This window comes from Actinoplanes sp. NPDC051513 (assembly GCF_044454685.1).
Classification (GTDB): domain Bacteria; phylum Actinomycetota; class Actinomycetes; order Mycobacteriales; family Micromonosporaceae; genus Actinoplanes.
Genome location: NZ_JBITDW010000002.1, coordinates 99,540 through 124,367, shown reverse-complemented (window position 1 = coordinate 124,367; position 24,828 = coordinate 99,540). Strand labels below are relative to the sequence as shown.

The 24,828-nt window shown below is 71.8% G+C and carries 20 protein-coding genes; 3 read left to right on the top strand and 17 right to left on the bottom strand.

The features are described 5' to 3' along the window. Positions 1-9: 9 nt before the first annotated feature. The 6 genes from ACIA5D_RS05885 to ACIA5D_RS05860 form a co-directional block, all read right to left on the bottom strand. Positions 10-5,937, bottom strand: coding sequence for an RHS repeat-associated core domain-containing protein (locus ACIA5D_RS05885; RefSeq protein WP_396028716.1), 5,928 nt, complete (start codon positions 5,935-5,937; stop codon positions 10-12). Between the two features lie 14 nt (positions 5,938-5,951). Continuing rightward, positions 5,952-9,482, bottom strand: coding sequence for a LamG-like jellyroll fold domain-containing protein (locus tag ACIA5D_RS05880; RefSeq protein WP_396028715.1), 3,531 nt, complete (start codon positions 9,480-9,482; stop codon positions 5,952-5,954). A gap of 72 nt (positions 9,483-9,554) precedes the next feature. Then, the gene (locus ACIA5D_RS05875; RefSeq protein ID WP_396028714.1) at positions 9,555-10,001 is read right to left on the bottom strand and encodes a hypothetical protein; all 447 of its coding nucleotides are present in this window, start codon (positions 9,999-10,001) and stop codon (positions 9,555-9,557) included. A gap of 23 nt (positions 10,002-10,024) precedes the next feature. After that, positions 10,025-10,522 carry a DUF5994 family protein gene (locus ACIA5D_RS05870; protein ID WP_396028713.1) on the bottom strand — a complete coding sequence of 166 codons (498 nt, stop codon included), beginning with the start codon at positions 10,520-10,522 and terminating at the stop codon, positions 10,025-10,027. A 204-nt stretch (positions 10,523-10,726) separates the two neighbouring features. Further along, the gene (locus tag ACIA5D_RS05865) at positions 10,727-11,296 is read right to left on the bottom strand and encodes a hypothetical protein (RefSeq protein ID WP_396028712.1); all 570 of its coding nucleotides are present in this window, start codon (positions 11,294-11,296) and stop codon (positions 10,727-10,729) included. Positions 11,297-11,378: 82 nt separating this feature from the next. Beyond that, complete coding sequence (locus tag ACIA5D_RS05860) at positions 11,379-11,936, bottom strand: RNA polymerase sigma factor (RefSeq protein WP_396028711.1); 558 nt, start codon at positions 11,934-11,936, stop codon at positions 11,379-11,381. A gap of 202 nt (positions 11,937-12,138) precedes the next feature. Here ACIA5D_RS05860 and ACIA5D_RS05855 point away from each other — a divergent pair, with 202 nt between their 5' ends. Both ACIA5D_RS05855 and ACIA5D_RS05850 read left to right on the top strand, forming a co-directional pair. Further along, complete coding sequence (locus tag ACIA5D_RS05855; RefSeq protein ID WP_396028710.1) at positions 12,139-12,864, top strand: GAF and ANTAR domain-containing protein; 726 nt, start codon at positions 12,139-12,141, stop codon at positions 12,862-12,864. A 38-nt stretch (positions 12,865-12,902) separates the two neighbouring features. Beyond that, on the top strand, positions 12,903-13,628 hold the full coding sequence (locus ACIA5D_RS05850; protein WP_396028709.1) for a GAF and ANTAR domain-containing protein: 726 nt from the start codon (positions 12,903-12,905) through the stop codon (positions 13,626-13,628). A 28-nt stretch (positions 13,629-13,656) separates the two neighbouring features. Here ACIA5D_RS05850 and ACIA5D_RS05845 read toward each other — a convergent pair whose 3' ends face one another. The 6 genes from ACIA5D_RS05845 to ACIA5D_RS05820 all read right to left on the bottom strand — a co-directional run bounded on the left by ACIA5D_RS05845 (position 13,657) and on the right by ACIA5D_RS05820 (position 20,178). Further along, positions 13,657-14,100, bottom strand: a complete 444-nt coding sequence (locus tag ACIA5D_RS05845) for a hemerythrin domain-containing protein (protein WP_396028708.1) — start codon at positions 14,098-14,100, stop codon at positions 13,657-13,659. Further along, entirely contained in the window at positions 14,097-15,110 is a 1,014-nt protein-coding gene (locus ACIA5D_RS05840) for a fatty acid desaturase family protein (protein WP_396028707.1), read from the bottom strand. The genes ACIA5D_RS05845 and ACIA5D_RS05840 overlap by 4 nt, the downstream gene beginning before the upstream one ends. A 127-nt stretch (positions 15,111-15,237) precedes the next feature. After that, positions 15,238-16,539, bottom strand: a complete 1,302-nt coding sequence (locus ACIA5D_RS05835; protein ID WP_396028706.1) for an AI-2E family transporter — start codon at positions 16,537-16,539, stop codon at positions 15,238-15,240. Between the two features lie 205 nt (positions 16,540-16,744). Then, positions 16,745-17,680, bottom strand: a complete 936-nt coding sequence (locus ACIA5D_RS05830) for a DUF389 domain-containing protein (protein WP_396028705.1) — start codon at positions 17,678-17,680, stop codon at positions 16,745-16,747. Positions 17,681-17,707: 27 nt separating this feature from the next. After that, complete coding sequence (locus ACIA5D_RS05825) at positions 17,708-19,282, bottom strand: ABC transporter permease (RefSeq protein ID WP_396028704.1); 1,575 nt, start codon at positions 19,280-19,282, stop codon at positions 17,708-17,710. Beyond that, positions 19,279-20,178: an ATP-binding cassette domain-containing protein gene (locus ACIA5D_RS05820; protein ID WP_396028703.1), complete on the bottom strand. Its 900-nt coding sequence runs from the start codon at positions 20,176-20,178 to the stop codon at positions 19,279-19,281. The genes ACIA5D_RS05825 and ACIA5D_RS05820 overlap by 4 nt, the downstream gene beginning before the upstream one ends. On the opposite strand from ACIA5D_RS05820, the gene ACIA5D_RS05815 reads away from it, so the two are divergent. Further along, positions 20,156-20,653 (top strand): class I SAM-dependent methyltransferase, encoded by a 498-nt coding sequence (locus tag ACIA5D_RS05815; RefSeq protein WP_396029479.1) that lies wholly within the window; start codon positions 20,156-20,158, stop codon positions 20,651-20,653. The genes ACIA5D_RS05820 and ACIA5D_RS05815 overlap by 23 nt on opposite strands. On the opposite strand, the gene ACIA5D_RS05810 is transcribed toward ACIA5D_RS05815, so the two are convergent. From ACIA5D_RS05810 to ACIA5D_RS05790, 5 genes are read right to left on the bottom strand one after another with little or no spacing between them, the layout of a single operon-like run. Then, complete coding sequence (locus tag ACIA5D_RS05810) at positions 20,654-21,259, bottom strand: hypothetical protein (protein ID WP_396028702.1); 606 nt, start codon at positions 21,257-21,259, stop codon at positions 20,654-20,656. Continuing rightward, positions 21,256-22,578 carry a hypothetical protein gene (locus ACIA5D_RS05805; protein WP_396028701.1) on the bottom strand — a complete coding sequence of 441 codons (1,323 nt, stop codon included), beginning with the start codon at positions 22,576-22,578 and terminating at the stop codon, positions 21,256-21,258. The genes ACIA5D_RS05810 and ACIA5D_RS05805 overlap by 4 nt, the downstream gene beginning before the upstream one ends. After that, the gene (locus ACIA5D_RS05800; protein ID WP_396028700.1) at positions 22,575-23,405 is read right to left on the bottom strand and encodes an ABC transporter ATP-binding protein; all 831 of its coding nucleotides are present in this window, start codon (positions 23,403-23,405) and stop codon (positions 22,575-22,577) included. Before ACIA5D_RS05800 ends, ACIA5D_RS05805 begins: the two co-directional genes overlap by 4 nt. Positions 23,406-23,417: 12 nt before the next feature. Next, complete coding sequence (locus tag ACIA5D_RS05795; protein ID WP_396028699.1) at positions 23,418-24,200, bottom strand: hypothetical protein; 783 nt, start codon at positions 24,198-24,200, stop codon at positions 23,418-23,420. Continuing rightward, a complete protein-coding gene (locus ACIA5D_RS05790; protein WP_396028698.1) occupies positions 24,197-24,748 on the bottom strand; it encodes an RNA polymerase sigma factor in 552 nt (183 codons plus the stop codon). The genes ACIA5D_RS05795 and ACIA5D_RS05790 overlap by 4 nt, the downstream gene beginning before the upstream one ends. Positions 24,749-24,828: the final 80 nt, after the last annotated feature.

Sequence of the window (24,828 nt, the reverse complement as noted above, 5' to 3'; positions counted from 1 at the left end):
GCGGCCGGCTCACTTCCTCCCGCGCCACCAATCCCGGAACTTCTTCCCCGCCGCCGCGAGCGCCACGGCGCCGACGAGGAAGCCTGAGGGCTCCAGGTCGGTTTCCCGGCCGCGCGCGGCCGGTAGTGATTCCGGACTGGATGGCACCGCGACGTGTGTCTCGTACTTTCCCGGCCGCTCCAGTCCGTCGGCGATCGCCGTCGCCGGGCCCTTCCTCGTGGTGTCCTCGCCGGCCGCGCCGCCATCGTGGCCCTCGGCGTTCTCGGCCGCGGGTTTGGACGCCTCCTTCGTCCCGCCGCCCGGCACCACGTCGTCCAGCTTCTCGATCTCGTCCTCGGCCTCCGCGACATCCTCGAGGACCTCCGGGGACTTCTTCTTGATCCGCAGGAAGTCCTTCACGGCGGACCAGGCCTTCTTGACCGCGCCGATCAGCCGGCCGATCTCGAAGATCTTTCCCCAGGGGACGGCGGTGACCAGCAGCGAGAGGCAGGAGCCGAGGTTGCCCTGCCCGAAGCAGCCCTTGATCTCGTCGATGTGCAGGAACTCCTTGATGACGTCGCCGCCGACCTCGAGGACGACATCGATCACGCTCATGTTCTTGACCCGGCGGGCCTCGTCGATCTCCTTCTGGGAGTGCCCGCTGGCCTTGGCCGCCTTCGCCTTGCGCTGCTTGATCTTGTCGGCGATCTGCTTGTTGATCCGGGCGAACTTGGCGGCCTTCGCGGCGGCCTTCTTGATCTGCCCGGCGGTGGCGTGGGCCAGCGACGGGATGGAGACGTAGCCCTCGGCGTCGACGATGTACCGCAGCCCGTCCGGGTCGCTGAACGTGGCCGGGCTGTTGTTGGCGTACGCGTAGCCGTTGAGCTGCTGGGGATCCATCGGGTCGACGATCGGGTCGGCGGAGAGGAAGCGACCGGTGCCCGGGTCGTACTCGCGGGCGCCGAGCTGGACGAGGCCGAGAGTCTCGTCGCGGACGCCGTCGACGAAGCCGTGATCGCCGGGCCAGTCCGGCGCGGGGCCGCGGACGTCGCCGAACGGGGTGAACAGGCGCCGGGTGACGGCCAGATCGACCGAGCCGACGAGGGTGGTGGCGGTGCCGTGCCGGTCGTCGACGAGCCAGTACAGGCTGCCGCCGGTCCGCATCGCCACCGTGGCGCCGCCGTTGCTGTAGTACCGGGTGCCGGTGCGCATGCCGGTGGCCGTGTCGAGGCGGAACTCCTGGTCGCCGAGGTAGAGGGTGACCGCGCCCGGTTCGCGCCGCAGCAACCGGGCACCGTCGGCGTCGTAGACGAACGTGGTCGTCCCCGCGGCCGTCCGCGCGGATGCCAGCCGTCCGGCGACATCCCAGTCGATGGTCTGGCCCGGCCGGGTGGTGGTGTTGCCGGCCTTGTCGTACCCGTACGAGTCGGTGCGGGCGCCCGTGGTCACCGACGAGAGCGTGTGCCCGCCGGGCGCGTACTCGTAGGTGCGGACCACATCGGACAGTCCGTGCTGTGTCTCCGACGTGCGGTTTCCGGTCTTGTCGTACATGTAGGAGGTCCAGTACGGCTGTCGGCCGCCCGCCGCGGGCGTGGCCGGGCAAGTGCCCCCGGCGATCGTCCAGGCGTCGGTCATCCGGCGCAGATGGTCGTACTGGAAGCACTGGATGTCGGCCGGGCCGCCGTCGGGCTCGTCGCCGATCCGGGTGACGTTGCCGGCCGGGTCGTAGTCGTACCGGAAGTCGTCCACGGCGGACGGCGCCGTGGAACCGCCGGCCGGATCGCGGTTGGTCAGCACCCGCTTCGCCCGGCGGGTGGTCTCGTCGTAGTAGAAGTTGCTGGTCACCTGCTTGCCCGCCGCGCCGTAGGCGAACTGCTCCGGCTCGGCGAAGCGGGTGTACGAGCTGGCCGCGACGTAGGTGGCGGTGTAGCCGCCGCCACCCTTGAGGGTCTTGGCCATGCCCAGGTTGTCGTAGTCGTAGGTGAGGGTCTCGGCGGCGAGGTCGCCGGCGACGGGGTTCGGCGCCGACGGCAGACCGGTCGAGGCCAGGCTGCCGTCGGGACGGTAGGTGACGCTGGTCTGGTAGGTGCCGGCCAGCTTGCCCTCGGCCGCGGGGATGCTCACCTGTACGCCGGTGGGCCGGTTGGCGGCATCGTAGCCGACCGTGGTGGTGGTGTACGCGTTGCCGTTGTCGTATCGGGTGCTGCCGCTGGGCAGGCCCTTCATCGCGGTAAGGCCGTCGCCGGCGGTGGACGGCGTCCGGTCGTAGGTCCACTGGGCCAGCAGCGTGCCGGTGGCGTTGTCGCGTTCCTCGGTGCGGCGGCCGAGGCCGTCGTAGGCGTAGGACAGGGTCTTGCCGCGGCCGTCCGTCGCCGTCAGCACCTGGCCGCCCTTGTCGTACGTGACGCTGCTGTCGCCCGCGTCCGGGTCGTGCACGGTGGTGCGGCGGCCGAGCAGGTCGAAGCCGTACCGCCATTGGTTGCCGGCCGGGTCGGTGACGGTGGCCAGCTGCCCGCCCTTGGCGTACGTGTAGCGGGTGATGTCCGGGTTACCGGCCGCGATGGTCCCGGGGTACTGGTACAGGGCCGTGGTGTTGCCCCGCGCGTCGACGTACGTGCTGGTCGCGGTGCCGCCGCGCGGCGGGGTGAAGTCGGTGTGGTCGCCGTGGTAGCCGCTCACCGACGACCACTGCGGCACGTTCTTGTTCAGGACGGTCACGGTCAGCGGTCGCGCGGCGCCGTCGAAGGTGGTCACCGTCTGCGAGGGGATGTTCTGGTCCCCGAAGCCCTGCAACGTGCCCGAGGGGGCGCCCTCGACGTAGTACGGGTTGTTGGACTTCACCGCCAGGCCGCGCGAGTCGTAGACGGTGTCGGTGAGCACCCGCCCGCCGCCCCACGCGGGGGCCTGGGTCTGCCGGGGGCGCATGAACCCGTCATAAATCACGTAGGTGCCGACGTAGTTGTCGTTGGCGTGCAGCGCCTCGGTCAGCACCGAGTTGGTGCGGTCGGCGCCGGTGTTGTACGTGTAGCGGGTGTTCGGCCCCTGCAGGGCGTCCTTCGACCGGCCGGGCAGCCACACGCCGGTCACCCGGCCGAGCGGGTCGTAGACCACATCGGTGCGCCGGTTGTTCGCGTCGACCGCGCGGGTGGCCTCGCCCCAGGCCGGGCTGAGCTCGGTGGTCGTGGTGTGGCCGAGGTTGTTCGTGATGGTCTGCCGGGTGGTGAGCCCGGCGGTCTCCACGTAGTCGAAGGTGGTCCGGCGGCCGAGCGCGTCGGTGGACGTCTTCGGCCGGCCGTACGAGTCGTACGTGGTGGTGGTCGCGGTTAGGTAGTCGGCGACGCCCTCGAGCTGGTCGACCCGGCTGGGCAGGCCCGCCGCGTCGTAGGAGGTGCGCACGTCGGACACGGCGGTCGCCTCGGTGGCGGGCAGCTCGGCCGGGTACGCCGGGCCGGCCGGGCAGGCCGTGGCGGTGACCTGCGACCGCGTGGTCAGCCCACCGGCGTACCACGTACGTGTGCAGGTCTCGTCCCCGGTGACGTCCAGGTCGCCGTGGTCGTCGATCTGGGTCACCTGCCCGTCGCCGTCGTGGTCGCGGGCCACCTGGGTGCGCCGCCACTGCCCGCCGTCGAGCGCGGTGTAGTCGGTGACCGCCCGGGTGTCGAGCAGGTACGCCTTCAGCGACCCGCGCTGGGCCGTGGGCCGGTCGCTCTGCCACGGGTCGGTGATGGTGGTGCCGAGGATCGGCCCGCCGTCGCCGTTGCGGGTGGTGACCTCCCGGACGACCCCGTTGAGCTGGTCGTCGTCGAGCAGCTTGACGTGCTGGCTGTCCTCCACGTAGACGGCCGGGCGGGTGCCGGTCTTCAGGCGGTCGCCGTTCATGCCGCGGAAGTAGCGCATCTCGGTGACGCTGCGCGCGGTGGTGGCGTCGCCGTGGCGGATCACCACGGCGCCGTACCCGCGCCAGTCCGACCAGGTCCGCCGCTCGGGCTTGATCAGCTCGCCGTCGTTGTAGTGCCACGCGCCGCCGCCGACGTACTCGTACGAGGTCACCTCGGTGGGCGAGCGGCCGACGTTGTCGACCTGGGTGATGCTGTCCACCACGTACTTGTGCATCCAGTCCTTGATCTCGGGGGCGCCCTCGGGCGCCCAGAACACCGGGAAGCAGCGCAGCGTGTTGGTGTCCTCGGCGGCCGGCCTGGCCGCGCAGTTCGCCGGGGCGTAGTTGACGGTGGTGGTGCCGCCCGTCTCGTTGTTGATCGCGATGACCCGGTACTTGTTCATGGCGGGCAGGCCGTCGGTGTCGGCGTCGACCCGGTTGGCCTTGGCCTCCCGGTTGAACGTCACCGGCGGCAGGGCCACCGACCCGCCGTACAGCCCGGCGTGGCCGATGCTCTTCAGCGACAGCGCCGGGCTCGACCGGTCGCCGGGGTCGGGGTAGTCCTGGTCGAGCGTCCACTTCTCGACGTCGGTGGCGCCGACGCGGGTGGTGATGCCGGCCAGCCGCACGGTGCTCCAGAACGTCGGCGACGCCTGCGTCCGGCAGTTCGACGCGCAGGCCTGGTCGAACGGGGTGTCCGGATAGCTCTGCGGGGTCTGCGCGGCGCAGTTGGCGCCCGGAGCGCAGCGCGGCGCGGTCGCGAACACCACGCTCGCCGGGGCCGTTCCGGCGAACTCGGCGCCCGCGCGCAGGCCGTAGTCGATCCGCTGCAGGGTCGCCGCCCGGTCGTAGCTCACGGTCTGCGTCCCGGCGAGCAGCCCGTACGAGTTGGTCTCCTTGGCGTACGTGTAGACGATCGCGTTGCCGCGCGGGTCGACGACGTGATCGAGGTTCCACTGGTAGCCCTGCCGGCACCACGACGCGGCGAAGGTGGACTTGTTGCAGGGCTCGCCGGTGTTGTTGCCGAACACCGGCGAGACCTGTGTCGAGTTGGTCTGCGGCAGCTGCCCGAAGAAGTACTGCGTGCCGTCGGTGGTGGTGACCTTCCAGTACTCGTGGTCGTCGTCGCCGTTGGCCGGGCCGTACAGCCGCTCGACGCGCGTGCCGTCGTCGGACTTCAGTTTCCACACCCCGGTGGCGTCGTCGCGCACCAGCTCACCGGAGTGCCCGGCCATCGCCAGCGTCGCGTTGTCCGACGCCCAGCACTGGTCGCCGGTCAGCGCCGAGCCGTTGTTGCCCGCGTCCTCGCTGCAGCCCTTGTACGACCGCGAGACGTACCCGGTCGCCAGGTCGAATCCCTCGCCGACCCAGGACGGCTGGTTGTTCGTCGACGCGGTCCGCCCGTCCACCGACGCCGACGAGTAGGAGATCGCCAGCTGCGGCGCGAGGGTGCCGGGCACCTCCGGCAGCCGGAGCGGATAGCTCCAGGCGAACTCGCCGGTCTGCCCGGTCACGTCCCATGTGGACTGCAGCGGCAGGGGGTTGGCCTTGAAGGACCCGCCCGCGCCGGCCGGGCCGGCGGCCACCGCGAACGTCTCGGCCGTGCCGGAGGCCGGGACCCGCGCGGTCAGCGTGCCGGTCGCCACGTCGTTGGTGGTGGGCAGCGGCACGCCGTCGGAGCGCCGCACCAGCCGCAGCCGGCTGGCCCAGTCGCCGCCGTACGCCTGCCGGAACCCGGAGTAGTCCACAGTCAGTGACACGTCGCCCGAAGCCTTCGCCCCATCGGTGCGGCGCAATCGCAGCAGCATCGCCGTGTTGGGTTCTCCGGCCGGACGATCCAGGACCTCGATTCCGACACCCTTCGTCGGCCAGGTCACTTTGGGGGTGCCCCGCATCGCCTTCGCCGCCGCGGGGTCCGGGGCCGCCGCCCTCGGCTTCACCGGCGTCACCGGTACGGCCGGGTCGTGCTGCCGTGGGGCCGGCGCCGGGGATCTCGGCGCCCCCGCCGCCGGTACCTGACCGGCGACGGTCGTGAACAGGGCCAGGACGGCGATGGCCGCCACGCCGCGTACTCCTCGCATGATCATCTCCCCCGTCACAGCCTGGTGATCAGATAGCCGAGCGGACCCACGACGCTGCGCTGCTCGCAGAGCGCGTCGGTCGAGGCGAACCACTCCCCCGAGCCGTCGGTCCCGGAGCGGCACGCCATGAGCTGGGCGCTCTCCAGCGCGATCTCGGGCGGACCGGTCCAGATGTTGCCGGTCCAGTACCGCTGCTGTTTGCCGTCGCAGGCCGCGCTGGTGGCCAGGAACTCGTCCGCGTCGTCCACGCAGGCGTACAGCGGGCGCTGCCCGGCCTCGGTGGCCATCCCGACGAAGCCCAGCCGGCCCTCCGCCCGGTACGTGTACGCCGGGCCGCCGTTGAACGCGGTGCGCCCGGTCACCGAGGTGAAGTGGTCGGACGGCGCCACCAGGTGGACGTACCGGATCAGGGCGCGGTACGCCTGGGCGTACCCGAGCAGCCCTTCGTTCTTGTTTCCCTCGCAGTCGGAGGTGACGGCGACGAAGTGGTCGCCCTTCGTGGTGACGCACCGGTAGACCGCAACCGTCGCCACGTCGGGACGCGGATTCTTGTACAGCAGGCCGATCTCGCCGAGCACCCTGCTGTCCGAGGTCTCGCAGCCGGCCGTCAGCGTCACGTACTGCCCGCCGGGATACAGGCAGGAGTAGAGCATCCGGGTGTCCGGCGACCCGGGCGGCGCCATGGTGCCGAGCCCGATCTCGAACGCCGTGCCGGGCGGGACGGGGCCGCTGGTGACCCAGTGATGGCTGCCGTGGTCGAAGTAACGGCTGAGCTGGCCGGTGTACGGCGTCGGCCGCGACGTCGCCAGGCTCAGCTTGTCGGCGGTGAGGTCCTCCTTGCTCCGTACGCCGCTCCAGACGTGCACATCGTCGACCCGGCCGCCGAGGAACGTGCCCTTCTTGTCGCGGCCGATCATCAGGTTCCCGGCGACGTTGGCGGTGACCCGGCCCGGAGCGATGTACTCGCTGCCGTCGACGTAGAGGCGCACCTGGCGCGCGGCCGCGTCGTACACGCCGGCCACGAACACCCATTCCTCGTGTACGTCTACCGGGCTGGATGCGGCGGTGATGGGTGTGGCGCCGTCCGAGGGCGCTATCCGCATCACCCACCGGCCGGATGTGCCGGTCCGGTCGTACTGCAAGGCGAAACCGTCCTGGCTGATCACGGTTTGGGTGCGGGTGTCGTCGCTCAGGACGACGCGGGCGCTCACCGTGAAGCTGGTGTCCGTGCGGACGGCCGGCGCCGAGGTCGTGACCGCGTCGTCGACCCCGTCCAGCACCACCGCGCCGGACTCCAGCGACGCGCCGCCGGTCAGGGCGCCGGTGCGGTAGTTGCCGGAGACGTCGCCGGCGCTCTCGTTCAGCGGGTAGAACGCCTCCTCGAGCGCCGGGGTGCCCGCCGCCGTCCGGATCTCCTCCTCCGCCAGCAACCGGTTCCAGATCTTGACCTCGTCGACCAGGCCGGGCCAGTAGGCGCCGGCCTGGCCGCGGCCGATCTGCACCGGGCCGTTCGAGGCCCGCGAGGAGGCGAGCGTCGCCGTGCCGTCCTGGGCGCCGTTGACATAGAGGCGCAGCTCCCTGGTCGCCGCGTCGTAGGTGCCGATCAGGTGCGCCCACGCCCCCGGGGTCGGTGCGATGCTCGCGGTCGCGCGGACCGGCGGCGCGCCGGCGTCCGGCGGGAACATCGTGAAGGCGAACCGGCGGGTGTCGCCCTCGTAGCCGAGGCTGAACCCGGACGCCTGGCTGACGGCGGCGTGGCTGAAGCCATCCGCGCGGTCCAGGTTGACCCAGGCCGACACGGCGAACGTGCCGGCGGTGTCGACCGCGCGCGTGCCGGACGCCAGGGCGAAGCCGCCCGAGGCGGCGTCCGCGCTCGCGTTGAACCTCATCGCGTCCTCGACCCGGCCGGTCGTCCACGCCGCGGTGCTGCCCGGCCAGATGCCGGTCGCCGTGGCGTGCCGGCCACCGCCGGAGAGGTCCGGGACCTCGGTCATCGTGCCGGTGCCGTCCATCGGCCAGTACGCCACCGGCGGCGGCACCGCCGAGCCGACGGTGAAGCCGAACCCGCCGGGCAGACCCGGCTTCTGGTAGACCGCCGAGACGTTGAGGGCCTTGTCGACCGCGCGCACGTACAGGTCGTTGCGGCCTGAGCGCGGCGGCGTCGCCCGGATCGTGGCGGCCCCGCCGGCCGCCGGGGCGAAGTACGGCGAGCTCACGTCCACCGGCGGCATGTCCTGAAAGTTGAGGCTCCACTGGAATCCGAGCAGGCCGGGGTCGGCCGACCGGACGGTGAACGAGCCCGTCCGGCCCACGTACCCGGCGACCTGATCCTCGGGATAGTCGGCCGAGGACACCGCCGGCCGGTCGGGTGGCGCGGTGTCCACGGTGAGCCCGCACCAGGCCGACCAGGGGCCGTCGACGATGCCGTCGTTCGGCTTCACGCGCCAGGCGATCCGGCTGCCGTGGCCGAACGCGCCCGCCGGGACCGTCGCCTGGAAGGAGCTGCCGTTCGCCTGGGCGGCCACCGCCTGCGACCCGACCGTGGCGCCGTTCCACACCGCCCACTCGAAGGTCGCGCTGACGTTCTGGCCGTCCGGATCGGTCAGCGTCGCGTGCAGGATTGGGCGGGCGGTCGCGGTGAACGCCTTGGCCGGGTCGTTCGCGCAGCCGAGGCTGGGGCCCTGCCCGACCGTGCTCCACGCCGCCGCGACGGCCGGCTTCCAGTCGTAGTGGACGACCAGGTAGCCGTTGTCGAACTTCTTCCACGCCAGCGAGTCGCCCTCGGTGTTCACGTCGCCGGCCACCACCGCGTACGCGGACGTGTTCCACCCCGCCGCCAGCTGGGCGGCCACGCGCTCGCCGGCCGGGATGCCCACCCAGTTCGCCGGGCAGGACGAGTTGTAGCCGTACGCGACATTGGGCTGGGCGATCGGGCCGTACCAGCCGGTCGGCTGGCGGTTCCAGGTCGGCGCCGAGGTCATCTCGTCGATCTGGTAGACCCGGAACGGCCGCGCCGAGCACGACGGCGCGTACGACTCGTGCAGGTTGAACTCGGCGCCGAGGATCACCGCGCCGCGCAGCGCCGAGATGTTGAACTGCCAGAACGACCGGGCCGTCCCGATCCCGTTGCAGCCCGCGAAGGCGCAGTTGCCGATCTTCGCGAGCGCGTCGTCGCCCTGCCCGATCCAGTAGCTCTGGTCCGGGTGTCCCGAGAACACCTTGGCCCATCCCGTGCTGGGCGGCGGGTAGTCCAGGCCGGCGGCGGCGATCCCCGGCGGCGCCGCCGAAATCTTCATCGTGAACGTGCCGTCGGGCTCCGCGAACACCTGCCGGGTCCCGGTCCGCGCCGAGCCGACCTCGACTCGCGTCCCCGTGGCCGCCGCCCGTTCGGCGGCGACCTGCTGCGGCCGCCCGGTGTCGGGCCCCGGCAGCGACGTGACCTGCTCCGCCGCCGCCGCGGGCCGCGGCGCCTCGACGGCCGTTCCCCATCCCAGCCCGATCGCCGCCACCACGGCGGCAACCCGAAGAGTCCACCCTCCACGCACGACCGTCTCCCCCCGCCGAGCCATCGCAGACTTGATGCGAGGAGGCTGGCACGGCGGGGATTCATCTCGGCTTCACCGGATGAAGCGATCGACCGGCCGCCGGAGCAGGGTCGCCACCTCCAGTTCGGCGTAACTCGGCCGTGGGCCTGCCCAGGCGTCGTGTTCGCCGCGCCACGGCGTGCGCCGGGACGCCTCGGCGGCTCGCCGCCGCGCGATGTCGATGATCCAGCTCGTGATGTCGGCTTCCGGGGTGTGACGGCAACCCGCCAGCCACCACACCTCGACGTAACTGGCCGCGAGCACCTGGCTGACCTGGCCGGCGCCGGGCAGACGTGCCATCAGCTCGTCGCGGGTGGCGCTCGAGGTGCGGTCGAACAGCGCGACGAAGGCGGCGACGCTTCCCCGGGATATCCAATCGACCAGGGTGGAGTCGCTGCACTGCTCGAAATCGACTTGCGCCGCACCCACCGGCACGGCGAGTCGCGGGCGCCCGCCAGGGCCGTGGAAGACACGTGTCATGGAAGCTCCAGGGCGGTCGGCCGTCAGCTGCCGCCGGGGTCTGGAGCGACCAGCTCGGTGTCGTCGAGCCGTGCCCCGCAGACTACGGCGTTGCGGTCGCCCGAGCCATCGAGTCCTCCGTCCGTGGCCTCCTCCCACAGTCGCGTCTCCGGCAGTTCGGGCAGACCGGACACCGGGTCGCGCGGGGCCACCCGCATGATGAATGTGCCGCCGTCGGCGCACAACACGGTCATCATCGACGGGGATTGATCGGCGCGATAGCCGACGCTGACCCGGCGACCGTCCAGCATCACGTGAGGCGGCCGGGTCGTCCAGCCCACGGCGCTGAGCAGCAGCCGCGTCACCGGGCCGCGGACGTGTTCGAGGACCGGCACCAGCAGGCGCAACTCCACGCCGAGGTCGCCCGAACCCGGCCACCAACTGCCGTCGAGCATCGTGTGATGGTCGCGGATCGGCTCGAGCCGCACCCGGGGCGGAACGAGGGAGCGCGTCGGATCCGGCTGATAGGTCGATGACGCCATGGGGCATCCCGTCGTCGAGGGCCAACGCAGGCGCGGGCCCAGCCGATGAACGGGCGGGGACGAGGTCCACCGAGGCAGGTGAGGCGCACGGCCGTCGGGCCGCGCACACCGGCAGTGGCCGGCATCGATGACGGAGTCACCGACCACATCCACCGTACGCGCCTTCGAACCCCAGGCCCGTACGGCGGAGCGACATCGGCCTCTTCAGCTGACGACCACGACCGTGATCGTGTACGTCTGCTCGTCCTGCGGGATGGTCACGGTGACCGTGCCCGCACGGACGAACCGCAGGTCCACTACCCCACCCTCGTAACTCTGCGACACCAGTGATCCCGGGGAGGCGGTCACGAGACCCGGCCCGATTCCCTGCAGACGCAGGACGCCACCGGTGTGGAAACACATCGACTTGACCAGGTCCAGCACGGTGTTGCGCAGGTCCAGGTCGTGCCGGACGGCGCCGTAACAGGTGCCGGTCGGCTTGGTGGAGGTCGGCTTGGTGGAGGTCGGCTTGGTGGAGGTCGGCTCGGTGGTCGACGTCTTCGCCGGTCCCTTGCCGACCGGCTGTCTCGCGACACCCGGCTTGGGCTTTGCCACCGGGGCCGAGGCACTGGGCGTGGTGCCCAGGGCCGGGCCCGGCGCCACGGAGATCTCGTTCCCGGCGGCCTGTGCGGGCCGTGGTGACACCGACGCCTCGCCACAGGCGGCCAGCGGCATCGTTGCGATCACGGCGAGCGCACCGGCGGCCGTGATATGGCGGAACTTGGGATGGCGCACAATGACTCTCTTTCGTTGTCCTGATGGTCTGTCACTGTGTTAGTCACGTCGGCACCGCCTTTTGTTCGCGGGTTGGCCAAGGTCATCGCGATTGATACCCGTCGAGGTGCCGGCGCATCCCGCGCCGGGCCTCGTGGATCCGCGATTTCACGGTTCCCTCGGGAATGTCCAGGAGCGCGGCGATGTCGCCGTAGCTCATGCCCAGCACGTCGCGCAGCGCGGCCGCCTCCGCGTGGTCCGCGGGCAGTCCGTCGAGGGCGTCCAGCAGGTCGAGCCGGGTCGCGGCCACGACGCTGGTGCGCCGCGGGTCGGGCCGGTCCGGTGGCGACGTCCCGGCCGCCACGCCGTCGTGCCGGCGCCGGATTCCCTGAAAGGTCGACCGGGCCCGATTGGCGGCAAGACTGTGCAGCCAGGTGCGGAAGGTGGATCGGCCGTGGAACTCGGTGATTCCGCGGGCCACCGCCCACAGGGTGTCCTGGCACGCTTCCTCCGCGTCTTCACGGTTCGGAAGGAACCGCCCGCACACGCGGAGGGCCTCCGGACGCGCCGCGACCAGCAGCGCGTCCAGCGCAACCGGATCGCCCACGGACGCCAGCCTGGCCAGCGCTTCCACGTCGATTCCGTCCAAATCAACAACCATGGGATTCATCACCCACCGAGAATGCGCTCATCTCTCGTGGCCAACGCCTTTTCCGCATGCCACCCGCCTCGAATGCCGGGGAGCGGGTAATCCGACACGGCCGCCGGCCGGATACGGCGTATTGTCATCGCTGACATCGCGATTATTCCCACACTGCTGCCCTGGTCCCTGGCGGTTCCTCGGGTTAGGGAGAGGCGCAGCCATGGATGAGCCGGTCGAACGAATCGTCCGTCTCCTCGCAAGCGAACCGGCGCGTACGGATGACGGCGCCGGCGTCGCGGGAGTGTTGCGGCGGCTGTGCACCGCCGCCGTCCGGTCGCTGGCGGCCTCGGGGGTGGGCGTGAACGTGATGGCCGAGGGCGGCCTGCGCGGGGTGACGGCGGTGTCCGAGCCCGGCTACCAGTCGATCGAGGACTTGCAGTTCACGATGGGCGAAGGCCCGTGTCTGGACGCCTTCGTCACCCGCCGGCCGGTTCTGGTGCCCGAACTGTCGCACGACGCGATGCGTCGCTGGCCGGGCTACGCCCCCGCCATTCACGACCGCGGTCTGCGGGCGGTGTTCGCGTTCCCGTTGCAGATCGGCTTCGCCCGTCTTGGGGCTCTCGACGTCTTCCGCATCGAGCCGGGTTCGCTGTCGGCCGTCGAGCTGGGGGAGGCGCTGAACTTCGCCGAGGTGGTGGTCACGACATTGCTCGACGGGCAGGCCCAGGCGGCGCCCGGAGCGGTCGCCGACGGGCTCGACGGCGCGATGGGGCAGCGGGCGGAGCTGTTTCAGGCCCAGGGCATGGTCGCGGTACAGCTGGGCGTGCCGCTCGCCGACGCGCTGGCGAGGATGCGCGCGTACGCCTATGCCGAGAACCAGCCCCTCGGAGAGGTAGCGCGCGACGTGGTGGCGCGTAGGCTCGCCTTCGACACTGACCGTTCGTGACGTTCTGACGCGAGATCGGAGAAAGGCGGTAGGCCAGGATGTCCGCTGTTTCCGCCGCGCGGCTCGCGACGGTGTTCGTGCGGGTCGCCGACACACTCGTCGACGAGTTCGACCTCATCGAGTTCCTGCAGATGCTCGCCCAGCGTGTGGCCGGCCTCTTCGACACCGGCGAGGTCGGTCTCATGCTCGCCGACCAACGCAACCGGCTCGCCTTCATGGCCGCCTCCGACGAGAGCGCGCGGCTCATGGAGCTCTTCCAACTGCAACACGACGAGGGCCCGTGCCTGGACGCGTTCCGTACCGGCCGCCCGGTGACCAACGTGGATCTCGCCGCTGCGGCGGGGCAATGGCCCGAATTCGCGCCCCGAGCCGCGCGAGCCGGCTTCCAGTCGGTGCACGCGTTCCCGCTGCGGCTGCGCAAGCAGGTGATCGGCGCGATGAGCGTCTTCGGCAGCGCCACCGAGCTCGACGACGCGGACACTCAGATCGTGCAGTCGCTGGCCGACGTCGCCGTGATCGGGCTGCTTCAGGAACGCGCCATCCGCCGCGGCAAGGTCCTCACCGAGCAGCTTCAGGGCGCGCTGAACAGCCGCGTCGTCATCGAACAGGCCAAGGGCATCGTCGCGCAGGCCAGCGGAGTCAGCCCGGACGAGGCGTTCGTCCTGATCCGCGAGTACGCCCGCGGCAACAACCGCCGGCTCAGCGAGTTCGCACAGACCATCGTCGCCGACCTGCCCCGGGTGCCCGACCTGACATCGCGCTGACCGGCCGTAACGCTTCGGGAAAGCGGAATCAGGCGGCGTCCATGACCTGGATGTCGTGCAGCTCGCCGACCATCATGTGCAGCCGCTGGACCGGCACGTAGAGGCGCAGCACCGGGAACTCGTCGAGCTCCTCGCGAGTCAGGTGCTCCAGAACGGCCCGGTACACGGGCGTGAACGCGCGATCGAACACGGGGTGCCCGGCGCCGAGATTCCGCAGGCCCTCGAAGGACCGCTCGATGCTGTTCTCCTCCGTCATCCGGGCGAGCCCGATCCGGTTCCCGGCGGCCGAACTGTCCCGGGCGGCCGGGTGGACGACGGACTGTTCGCCGCGTTCGTGCAGGCGGAACGCCTCGACGAGGTCGTCGAACCGGCGCGCCTTCTCGTCGCCCGGGGAGCGCTCGACGGCAGCGCACAGGCGGCGGAGCTCGTCGTGCTGCTCCAGCAGGACGTCGACGACGTCGCGGTAGCTCACGACGACCGCCGGCCCACGTCGTCCAGGTGGCGCAGCGCCTGCCGATAGGAATCGATGAGCGACGTCTGCGCGTACGCCACGTCATGCGCCTCGCAGAAGCGACGCACGATCGGCTGCGCCCGGTGCAGATTCGCCCGCGGCATGCTCGGGAACAGGTGATGCTCGATCTGATAGTTCAGCCCGCCCAGCACCCCGTCGAGGAAACGGCCTCCGTTCACATTGCGGCTGGTCAGCACCTGACGGCGGAGGAAATCGGTGTCGTCGTCGGCATCCAGGATCGGCATGCCCTTGTGGTTGGGCGCGAACGAGCAACCCATGTACAGGCCGAAGAGGCCCTGGTGAATCGCGATGAAGGCGACCGCCTGGCCGGGTGTGAGAACCAGGAACAGAACCGTGAGGTACGCGCCGACGTGCAGGACGAACAGGGGGATCTCGAGGCCGCGGCGCCGCGCCGGGACATCACGGCCGGCCAGCGCCCGCACGCTGCCGACCAGCAGATTCGGGCCCTCCAGCAGGAGCAGGGGAAAGAAGAGGTACGCCTGCGACCGCACCCAGAGACGGGCGATCCCGGTCCGGGCCGTGCCGTGCGTCTTGACGAAGACCAGGGCCCCGGCTGCGACGTCCGGGTCCTTGCCCTCCTGATTCGGGTGGGAGTGATGCCGGTTGTGCTTGTCGATCCACCAGCCGTAGCTGAGCCCGATACCCAGATCGCCGATGAGGATCCCGAGCAGATCGTTGGCCGACCGGCGCCGGAAGATCTGGCGGTGTCCGGCGTCGTGGCCGACGAAAGCCAGCTGGGTGTAGGCGATCGCCATGAGCGGCGCGACGGCCAGCACCCACCACGAGGCCCCGATCAGGACGACTGCCGCCCAGGCCGCCGCGTAGGCCGCCACCGTGAGCGAAATACGTGCCGCGTAGTAGCCGGGCCGCCGGTGAAGCAGGCCGGCCCGCTTCACCTGCCTGGCAAGTTCGGCGTAGATGCTGCCGCGAGGCGTTTCGAGGATGGTCATCGCGACCCGGTCCGGCTCGCGATGCGGTGTCCGGCGACGGTGGTCGTGCTGATGGGTTTTGATGCACTCATGGCCAGCCCCCCGGGGCGTAGGCAGGCGCCGGGGTCTAGGGCATCGAAGGTCGATACTACTCGACCGGCAGCGCGCCGTCTTCGGCCGATTCAGTGCCATTCGATGATCCGGTCGGCTCGTCGGCGGGCCGCGTGCCGGGCGGTTCCCGATCCGGCGTGGGCTCTCCGGCCGGATGGCTGACCAGGTACCGGATGGCGGTGTTGAGCACCGCGAGCAGCGGAACGGCGACCAGGCCACCGATGATGCCCGCGACGACGACACCGGTGGCGATGGAGAGGATCACGGCCAGGGGGTGCAGCGCGACGGCGCGTCCCATGATCATTGGCTGGAGGACGTGGCCCTCCAGCTGCTGAACGGCGATCACGATGCCGAGCACGATCAGCGCCTTGACGGGGCCCACGGTGACAAGCGCGACGAGGACGGCGACGGCCCCGGTGAGCGTGGCGCCGATGACCGGGATGAAGGCGCCGAGGAAGACCAGAGCCGCCAGCGGGAGGGCGAGCGGGACGCGCAGGATCGCCAGGCCGATGCCGATGCCGGCGGCGTCGACGAAGGCCACCAGTACGGTGGCGCGCACGTAGGAGACCAGGGTGTGCCACGAGTAGTGCCCGGCGCGGGCCACCGGGATGCGGGCGTCACGGGGCAGCAGCCGGCAGAGGAAGGTCCAGATCTGACCGCCGTCGCGCAGGTAGAAGAAGAGCGTGAACAGCACCAGGAAGAAGCCGGCAACGACCTCCCCGAGGGTGGCGGCGGTGCTCAGCGCGCCCGAGGTGAGCGCGCTCTGGTTGTCGGTGATCGACTTCTGCAGACTCGCGAGGCCATCGCTGAGCTGGGTCTGCGACAGGTGCAGCGGTCCCCGCGCGAGCCAGCTCTGCACCTCGTTCAGCCCGTCGGCAACCTGGGCGCTCAGGTCGCCGAGTTGCGAGATGAAGGTCTGCACGATCAGCGTGAGGCCGCCGAACACCACGACGAGGCCGGTCACCAGCACGAGTCCGGCGGCAAGCGAGCGGTTCATGCCGCGCTTGCGAAGAGCGGCGGCGACCGGTTCGAACATGGCGGCCAGCAGCAGGGCGACCACCACCGGGATGATCACCACCCGGAGCAGGCTGACCACGCGGATCAGCAGATAGGCGGCGACGACGAACAGGATGATCCGCCACGCCCAGGAGCCCGCCGTGCGCACGCCGCGCGGAAGCCCGTCGTCGACGGATGGGCGCTGCTCGACGAGCGTCACAGGAACGGCGGCCTCGCCGAGTTGCGGGTCGGCGGCGAACGGCGGAGGCGTCGGACCGGTGCGGGCGGCGGCCAGCCGTGCTCGCGCGCGGCGGCGAGCGGTGTCGACCCAGACCATGGGCATTACGGGGCTCCTCGGGTCTTGCCGGCCGGGCCGGAATGAAACAATCTGAGGATGCCCCGCCTTTCAGCGCATAAACGATTCGATCAAGATTGTTTCCCTACGTAAATTACATTTGTGCTCGGCGGATGAAATGTACTGGTGTCAAAACGGCCGGGCGCGGATTCCGGGAATTGGCGAGTCCCACAGCTGAACCGCAGGGCGTCCGCTATGCACGCGTGCTCGCTCGGGGGCGGTGCCAGGCGACCCGCTGGACCAGCAGGGTGAGCACCCCGGCGACGACGATGGCCGCCACGTTGACCATCAGTTGCACCGCCGAGCCGGCCGCCTCGTCGGTGACGCCGTACGCCAGGGCGACGGCCGCGTTCGCGGCGGCCGGGACCGTGGTCACGGAGATCAGAACGCCGACGAGCGTGCCCGCCTTGGCCGAGGTCAGCGACAGCATCCCCGCGACGCCGGCGAGGAAGCCGATCACCCAGCTCAGCGCGTCGGGCTGCCAGATGAAGCTGGTCAGCGGCCGGTCGGCGAGCAGCATGTCGCGGCTGACCAGACCGGCCGCGTCGAGCAGCCAGGTGGTCAGCACGGTGACCGCCATGCCCACCGGGAACCCGACGGCCAGCGTGACCAGCGCCCGGCGCAACAGCGGCGCGCGGCGGCGCACCAGTCCGACGCAGAGCGCGGCGAGCGGCCCGAACTCCGGGCCGACAACCATCGCCCCGACGATGAGGATCGGCTGGTCGAGCAGCACGCCGATGCCGGCGATCACGGTCGCCACCGCCATGAACACGAGGAATGCTGCCGACAACCGGGACTCCTCGCCGGTGGCCTGCTCGATCTGCTCCCAGACCACCGCGTCCACGCCGAACCCGGGGGCTCGCCGCTCCGCACGGTCGGCCGCGCGGGACAGCGACACGTCGACGGTGTCCAGCATGATCGAGCCGTCCCGCTCCAGATCGAGATCGCGCAGCTGCTCCAGCAGTGTGCTGGCGCCCTCCCGGGCCACATCGCAGGTGATCAGGTCGCCGGCCGGATCTCGCGCGACGCCCGGGAACACCACGACGTGCGTGACCGCGACGTCGTCAGCGAGCAGCCGCTCGACTCGGGTGGTCCGATCGGCCGGGCTGATGATCCGCAAGTGCAGCACGGCGTTATTGGACCACGCTCCCGCTTGTCAGCCGATGTCACGGCGGCGCAGGCCGGCGTACCCGGCGGTCAGCAGCGCGGCGGCGAGCGCGAGCAGCACCAGCAGGGGCGTGACGGCGAGGTTGTCGAGCGGCACCCTCGGGGTGTGCACGAACGGCGACGCGCGCCGTGACCAGCCGGGCAGATCGAACGAGTCGGCGAACAGGGCGACGACGGCGCAGTAGGCGACCACCACCCAGGCCACCGCGGCGGCCGGGCGCGGCAGCCAGCCGACGGCCAGCACCGTCACCGCGATGACCAGCCACACCGCGGGCAGGTAGGCGAGGGCGACCCCGATCAGGCGCGGCACCTGGCCGGCGTCGGAGACCGTCGATCCGTACGCGATGCCCTCGCCGAGACCGAATGCGATCAGGGTGATGGCGGTGCCGGTCAGCGCGACGCTGACGTGGCTCGCCAGCCAGGTCCGGCGGCTGGTCGGGGTGGCCAGCACGACCTCGGGCCGGCCGGCGGTCTCCTCGGCCCGGACGCGGAGCACGCTGGTCACCCCGTAGGCGGCGGCGAGCAGGGCGGACAGGCCGGTGGTCAGCGCCAGATAGGAGTTCACGACGTCGTCGGCGCCGCCGGGCAGGAACTGCGCGATCTCGGGGTTGTCGCGGACGTACTGCGCGATGCTGTCGCCGATCGAGCCGTACGCGACGCCGAGCAGGGCGAGCCCGGCGGCCCACCCGATCAGGGCGCCGCGTTGCAGGCGCCAGGCCAGCGCGTACGAGTTGCGCAGCAGCGCCGAGGCCGACGGCCGGCCGGGCCGGGGCGGCACCAGGCCCGCGCCGAAGTCCCGGCGCCCCAGCAGGGCCACCGCGGCGGCGCCCAGCAGCGCGGCGACCGACACCGAGAGCAGCAGCGGCCACCAGCGATCCCCGGCGTACGGGAAGATGCGCTGGCCCCAGCCGATCGGCGAGGCCCAGGACAGCGCGCCGTTGCCCACGTCGCCGGCAGCGCGCAGCGCGAAGGCGGCGCCGAGCAGGAACGCCACCGCGCCGTAGACCGCCCGGGTGCTCTCGAAGACTTGCGCCGCGACCGCGGTCAGCGCCGCGAAGACAAGGCCCACCGCGGCGATCCCGGCGCCGAACAGCACCGAGCCGGCGACCGGCAGGCCGGTGCCGGCCGCGACGGCGAACACCAGCAGACCCACCACCACGTCGGCCGTTCCCGCCAGCGCAAGGGCCGCCGCCAGCGGAGCGTGCCGGCCGACCCGGGCCGACCGGATCAGCTCGGCCCGGCCGGACTCCTCGTCGGCACGGGTGTTCCGGCCGACCAGGAACATGCTCATCAGCGCCACCACGATCGACACGAACGCGAAGATCTCGAACACGATCTCGCCGCCGATCGACGCGAGCAGCCCGGTCGGCCCGCTCATCGCGATCACGGCGTTGTTCGCGCCGATCGTCTGCCGCAGCCGTTGCAGCGCCTCGGCGGTGCCGTACAGGTTCTGACTCTGCCCGGACTGGACCAGCACGAGCAGCGTGGCGCCCAGCAGCCAGAACGGCAGGCCGATCCGCTCGCGCCGCAGCAGGAACCGCAGCAGCCGACCCGTCCCGGTCACGACGCGTCCTCGTCGTCGCCGTAGTGGCGCAGGAACATCTCCTCGAGCGTCGGCGGCGAGCTGCTCATGCTGCGCACCCCCAGCGGGGCCAGCCGGCGCACCACCGCGTCGAGCTGCGCGGTGTCCACATCGAACCGGGCGTGATGATTTTCGACGATCGCGTCGTGCACCCCCGGCAGCGCCTCGATGCCGGTCGCCGGCTGCGCCGTCTCGACCGCGATCGACGTACGGGTCAGATGGCGCAGCTCGCCCAGCGTGCCCGTCTCGACGGTCCGGCCGAGCCGGATGATGCTCACCCGGTCGCACAGCGCCTCGACCTCGGCCAGGATGTGGCTGGACAGCAGCACCGTACGGCCCCGGCTCTTGATCTCGTGAACGCACCGCTGGAACACCGACTCCATCAGCGGGTCCAGACCCGAGGTCGGCTCGTCGAGCAGGAACAGCTCGGCGTCCGAGGCGAGCGCGGCGACCAGGGCGACCTTCTGCCGGTTGCCCTTGGAGTAGGTGCGGGCCTTCTTGCTCGGATCCAGATCGAACTGCTCCAGCAGCTCGTCGCGGCGTTGCCGGTTGATGCCGCCACGCAGGCGGCCGAGCAGGTCGATGACCTCGCCACCGGTGATGCCCGGCCACAGGGTGACGTCGCCGGGCACGTACGCCAGGCGGGCGTTCAGCTCGACGGCGTCGCGCCACGGATCGCCGCCGAGCATGCGGACCTCACCCGAGTCGGGGCGCAGCAGGCCGAGCAGCACCCGGATCGTGGTGGTCTTGCCGCTGCCGTTCGGACCGAGGAAGCCGTGCACCTCCCCCTCGGCCACGTCCAGGTCGAGCCCGTCGAGGGCTTTGGCCGCGCCGAACGACTTGCGCAGCTGGGAGATGGTGATCGCGCGCGAAACCATGACGCCTCCACGGGTCGACGACTCGCCGACCAGTCTTCCCGGCACGTCAAGTAGCCGACGAGAACGGTCAAACCCCGGCCTGCCGCCGGGCTCGATCGTGCTCGATGTCGGCGCTCGCGAGGGGCGTTACAGTTTAGAGCTTTCGCGTCGTTTCGGGTTCACGGTGCGAGGCATCGAGCCGGTCCGCCGTCATCTGGACAACGCGGCCCGCGACCTCGCAGCGTTCGCGGTCGAGGAGCCCGAGGCCGCCGCCCGGGTCCGCATCGACGAGGGCATCGCCGAGAAGCTGACCGACCCCAGCGGCACGGTCGATCTGATCTGGTGCCGGGACGTGCTCGTCCATGTCGAGGACCTGGAGGCGGCATTCGGGGAATTCCGCCGGGTCCTCAAACCCGGAGTTCTCACCGACAGCCTGTGGGGCGTGTACCAGATGATCGGGAAGCTGAATCCTCGGATCTACGTGCTGTCGGCCTGATCAGCGCTGGGCGGCCTCGGCGGGCGCACGCCGGGCCGGGCCGGCCACCGCGTACACGATGAGCCCGCCGACGGCGAACAACGCGGCCGTCACCGCCCCGGCGGCGCTCAGCCGGGGCTGTGTCTGCCACGTCAGGATCCGTCCGAGGATCGGCTCCGATCGGGGGAACAGGGTCGCGGCGAGCGTCCAGCCCAGCGGCACGAACCACGCCCGGGCGACCCCGAGCGTCGCGGCGCCCAGGGCGGTCAGCCCGATCAGCCCGGCCGCGTCGAGCACCACCAGCCAGGCGGGGCCGAACCGGGCCCCGGTCGCCAGCGTGGCCAGCGGCAGCGCCGCCACGACCAGGAAAGCCGCCAGCACGTGCGCGGCCCGGCGTGGCAGCCACGGCCGCGCCGCCGTCCCCTCGAGGGCGTCGTCGGGGCCGCCGAGGGTGGCGGTCAGGGCGGCGACCAGCAGCAGGACCGTCAGGACGACCACCTGCGGGGCGACGTCACGGCTGTCGGAGAACACCGACCACATCGACCACATCAGGAGCTCGCCGCCGCCGGCCACGATCAGGGCCACCGGTACGCGCCGGGAGCGCAGATACAGCGCGAGCCACCTCATCGCGTGCTCCGGGACAGCAGCCCCTCCTCGACCGTGCAGCTCAGGGCGGCCTGGCGCAGGGACGCCACCCGGGCCTCCGCCTCGCCGCGGGGCAGTTGTCCAAGGTTCCGCCACAGCTGGGCGGCCTCGGCGATGGCCGCCGGGTCGTAGAGGCCGCGGGCCACCGGCTCCCGGCCGATCAGCCAGTAGGCGGCCGCGAGCTTCTCGGCCGGGCCGGCGAAGTGGTCGCAGCCGGGCGGGCCGGCGAACGCCCCGGTCACCACGTCCGCCACCACGCCGGCCCGGTCCTCGACGTGGCCGGTCGAACCGGCTTCCACGGTGAGCAGCACGACGTCGTCGTGCCACGGCGGGTAGACGACCGGCCCGTACGTCGTGGTGTCCTCGTCCACCTCGGTCGGCGCCGACGGCAGCTTCGCCAGGATCGTCAGGCCCTCCCGGGCCGGCGGGGTCACCTCGGCCAGCAGTCCGGAATGGACCCGGCTGACACACACTCGCGGTTCCCCGCCGGCACACACCAGTTCCCTCGCCACCGGGTCGATGGCGTCGATGACCACCCTCTTCTGGTGGGGCATCGCCGTGATCGCCAACGCGGCGCCGAGCACCACCGGCAGCACCGCCGCCACCCGCAGGCGCCAGCCGCCGGAGGCGAACAGCAGCACGGCGGTGACGGCGAGGGCGGCCAGCCAGATGGCCTGGGCCGCGCTGACCCGGCCGGGCACTGTGGCGTACGCGCCGGGCATGTTCATCTCGTAGATCGGCGAGAACACCAGGGCCAGCCACCCGCGGGGACGCGTCGCGCCGGGAATGACCAGCAGCAGCCCGAGGCCGGCGACGCCGAGCGCCGGGGCGGTCACCGGCGACGGCAGCAGGCGGCCGATCGCGAGGCCGAGCCAGACCGCCGCGATCAACGACAGGAGGCCGACGGCCGAGACGGCGAAGACCTGCGCCGGGAAGTAGTGGGCGGTACGGACCATCCACAGTCCGCCGGCCAGCCCCATCGCCACGTAGCCGCCGACGACCGCGACCCCCATCGCGCCGAGCGTCGGCATCGTCCGGTGCGCCCTCGGGCGCGGGGTGCTGGCGAACAGCTCCGCCACGTTCGACCGGGTCTCGCGGCGGGCCTGCCAGGCGCCGGCGGCGAGCGCGAGCGGCCACAGCAGGGCCAGGTAGAGCCGCTGCGTCATGGCCAGCTGCATCCATCCGGTGGTGAACTCGGACTGCCCGGCGAAGAAGAGCAGCAGGACGCCGATCACCAGCAGGATCAGGGCGGACCCGAGGGCCGCGGAGCGACGCAGCTCGATGCCGAAGACCCGGCTCATCGGCCGGCCTCCGCCCCGCCGGCGTCCGTCTGGCCGTGCTGCGCCCGGTGCCGGCGCAACAGCGCGGAATAGCCTCGCTCGGCCGGGGAGTCGCCGGCGTCGCCCTCGCCGCCCTGCGCGGCCAGGTCGTCCGGGGTGCCCTGGTGGACGAGGCGGCCCTCGTTCATCAGGACCACGTCGGTGCAGGCGGCCACCACGTCCTCGACCAGGTGGGTGGACACCAGCACGCAACTGTCGACGCCGACGTCGCGCAGCAGCTCGCGGAAGTCGAGACGCTGCTCGGGGTCGAGGCCGACGGTGGGCCCGTCGAGCAGCAGCACCGCGGGGTCGTTCACGATCGCCTGGGCGATGCCGGCCCGGCGCAGCATGCCGCCGGAGAGCGTCTTCATCCGCGCGTCGGCCTTGGCGGTCAGCCCGACCCGGTCGATGGCCCGCTGGGTCGCGCCCGGCACCTCCGCCTTCGGCATCTCCTTGAGCCAGGCAATGTACTCGACGAACTCGCGCACCGTGAAGCGCGGGTAGAACCCGAACTGCTGCGGCAGGTAGCCGAGCCCGCGACGCACCCGCCGCAGGTCGGCCCGTCCGCCGACCGGCTCCCCGAGCAGGGTCAGCCGCCCGCCGGCCGGTTTCACCACCGTCGCCAGCGCGCGCATCAGGGTGGTCTTTCCCGCCCCGTTCGGCCCCAGGAGACCGTGTACGCCGGCGCCGAGGGTCAGGTCGAGCCCGTCGACGGCCAGGTGCCGGCCGGCGCGCACCTTCAGCCCCTCGGCGTCGACCGCCCACGGATAGGTGGTGGGTGCCGTCTCGGCCGCGCTCACCGTACGCATGATCGATTCTCCTCAGTTGTGGCTGGACAGCCGGCGGAAGTCGGCGGCCCGCGTCGCGGCGAGACCGGCGAGCGCGAGCGTCAGCAGCGCCCACACCCCGGAGCTGCCGGGTCGCAGGACCGCCGGCACGTGAACGGTGACCAGGGAGGGCACCAGCACGGCCAGCGTCCAGGCGATCCCGAGGCCGGTCGCGGCGCGCTGCACGCCGACGAAGGCGCCCAGCGCGATGGTCGCGGCGGTGAAGGCCAGGCAGGGCAGCAGCGTGAGGGCCAGGGAGGCGCCGGACCGGCTGCCGGCCACGGCCAGCGCCGGCACGACGACGATCAGAACCGCAGCCGTACGCCGGAGCAGCATCGCCAGCCCGGCGGCGGGCGTTCCCGCGATCAGTTCCCAGGCGGGGTCGTGGCGCCGGCTCCACGCGATCGCCACCCCGGGCAGGGGCGCCACCGGAGCCAGCAGCGACACCAGCGGAACCCGGGGCTCCACGGCCTGCAGCAGGACCGCGCACGCCAGGACCGCCACCGTCATGACGAGCCACGGAACCAGGTGCCAGACCAGCCAGCGGTTGCGCGCCACCGACCAGTGCCGGCGGCGGGCCGGAGTGGGTCCGGCCGCGATCTCGCGGTCCACAGCGGCCGCGACCCGCTCGAGGAGGGCCGGGCCGGTGGTCAGCCGCGCACGGCAGTCCGCGCACTCCTCCAGGTGCACCTCGACCGACCACATGGTGACCTCGTCGAGATCCGCCCGCGGGTCGGCGTAGCGGGCGATCGCCGCGGCGCTCGGATGCGTGGTCATGACAGCGCCTCCCGGAGGGCTATCCGGGCCCGCCGGGCCCGGGACTTCACCGTGCTTTCCGGCACGCCCAGCAACAGCGACGTCTCCCGCACCGACAATCCGTCGAGAACCATCGCCCGCAGCACCTGACGCGCCTCCGGCGGGAGCACGAGCAGCGCCTGCTCCAGCTCCTGACCGACCCGCCCGGACATGACCTCGTCCTCGGCGGCGGGCGCGACCGTCTCGGCCAGCGGCACGGCCGGCACGTCGTTGTGCCGGGCCCGCCGGCGGAACGCGTCGACCAGGCGGTGGGCGGCGATGGTCCACAGCCAGCCGACCGCGCTGCCCGATGTCCCCGCCCCGGCGAAGCTGCCCGCGGCCCGCCAGACCGCCAGGTAGGTCTCCTGCATCACGTCGGCGACCACGTCCTCGTCGGCGCACCGGCGGCGCAGCCGGGTGAGCAGCCATGGCGACGTACGCCGGTAGAGCTCGTCGAAGGCGCGCCGGTCGCCGGCGGCGGTGCGGCGCACGAGCTCGCCCTCGTCGGCCGCGTCCAGACTCCGTTTCACACCTGGCAAGACGACGGCCGGTTCGTCCAAGATTCACCAATCTGTGTGACCTGAGTCACTATGCGTTTTCGGCGCCGGCC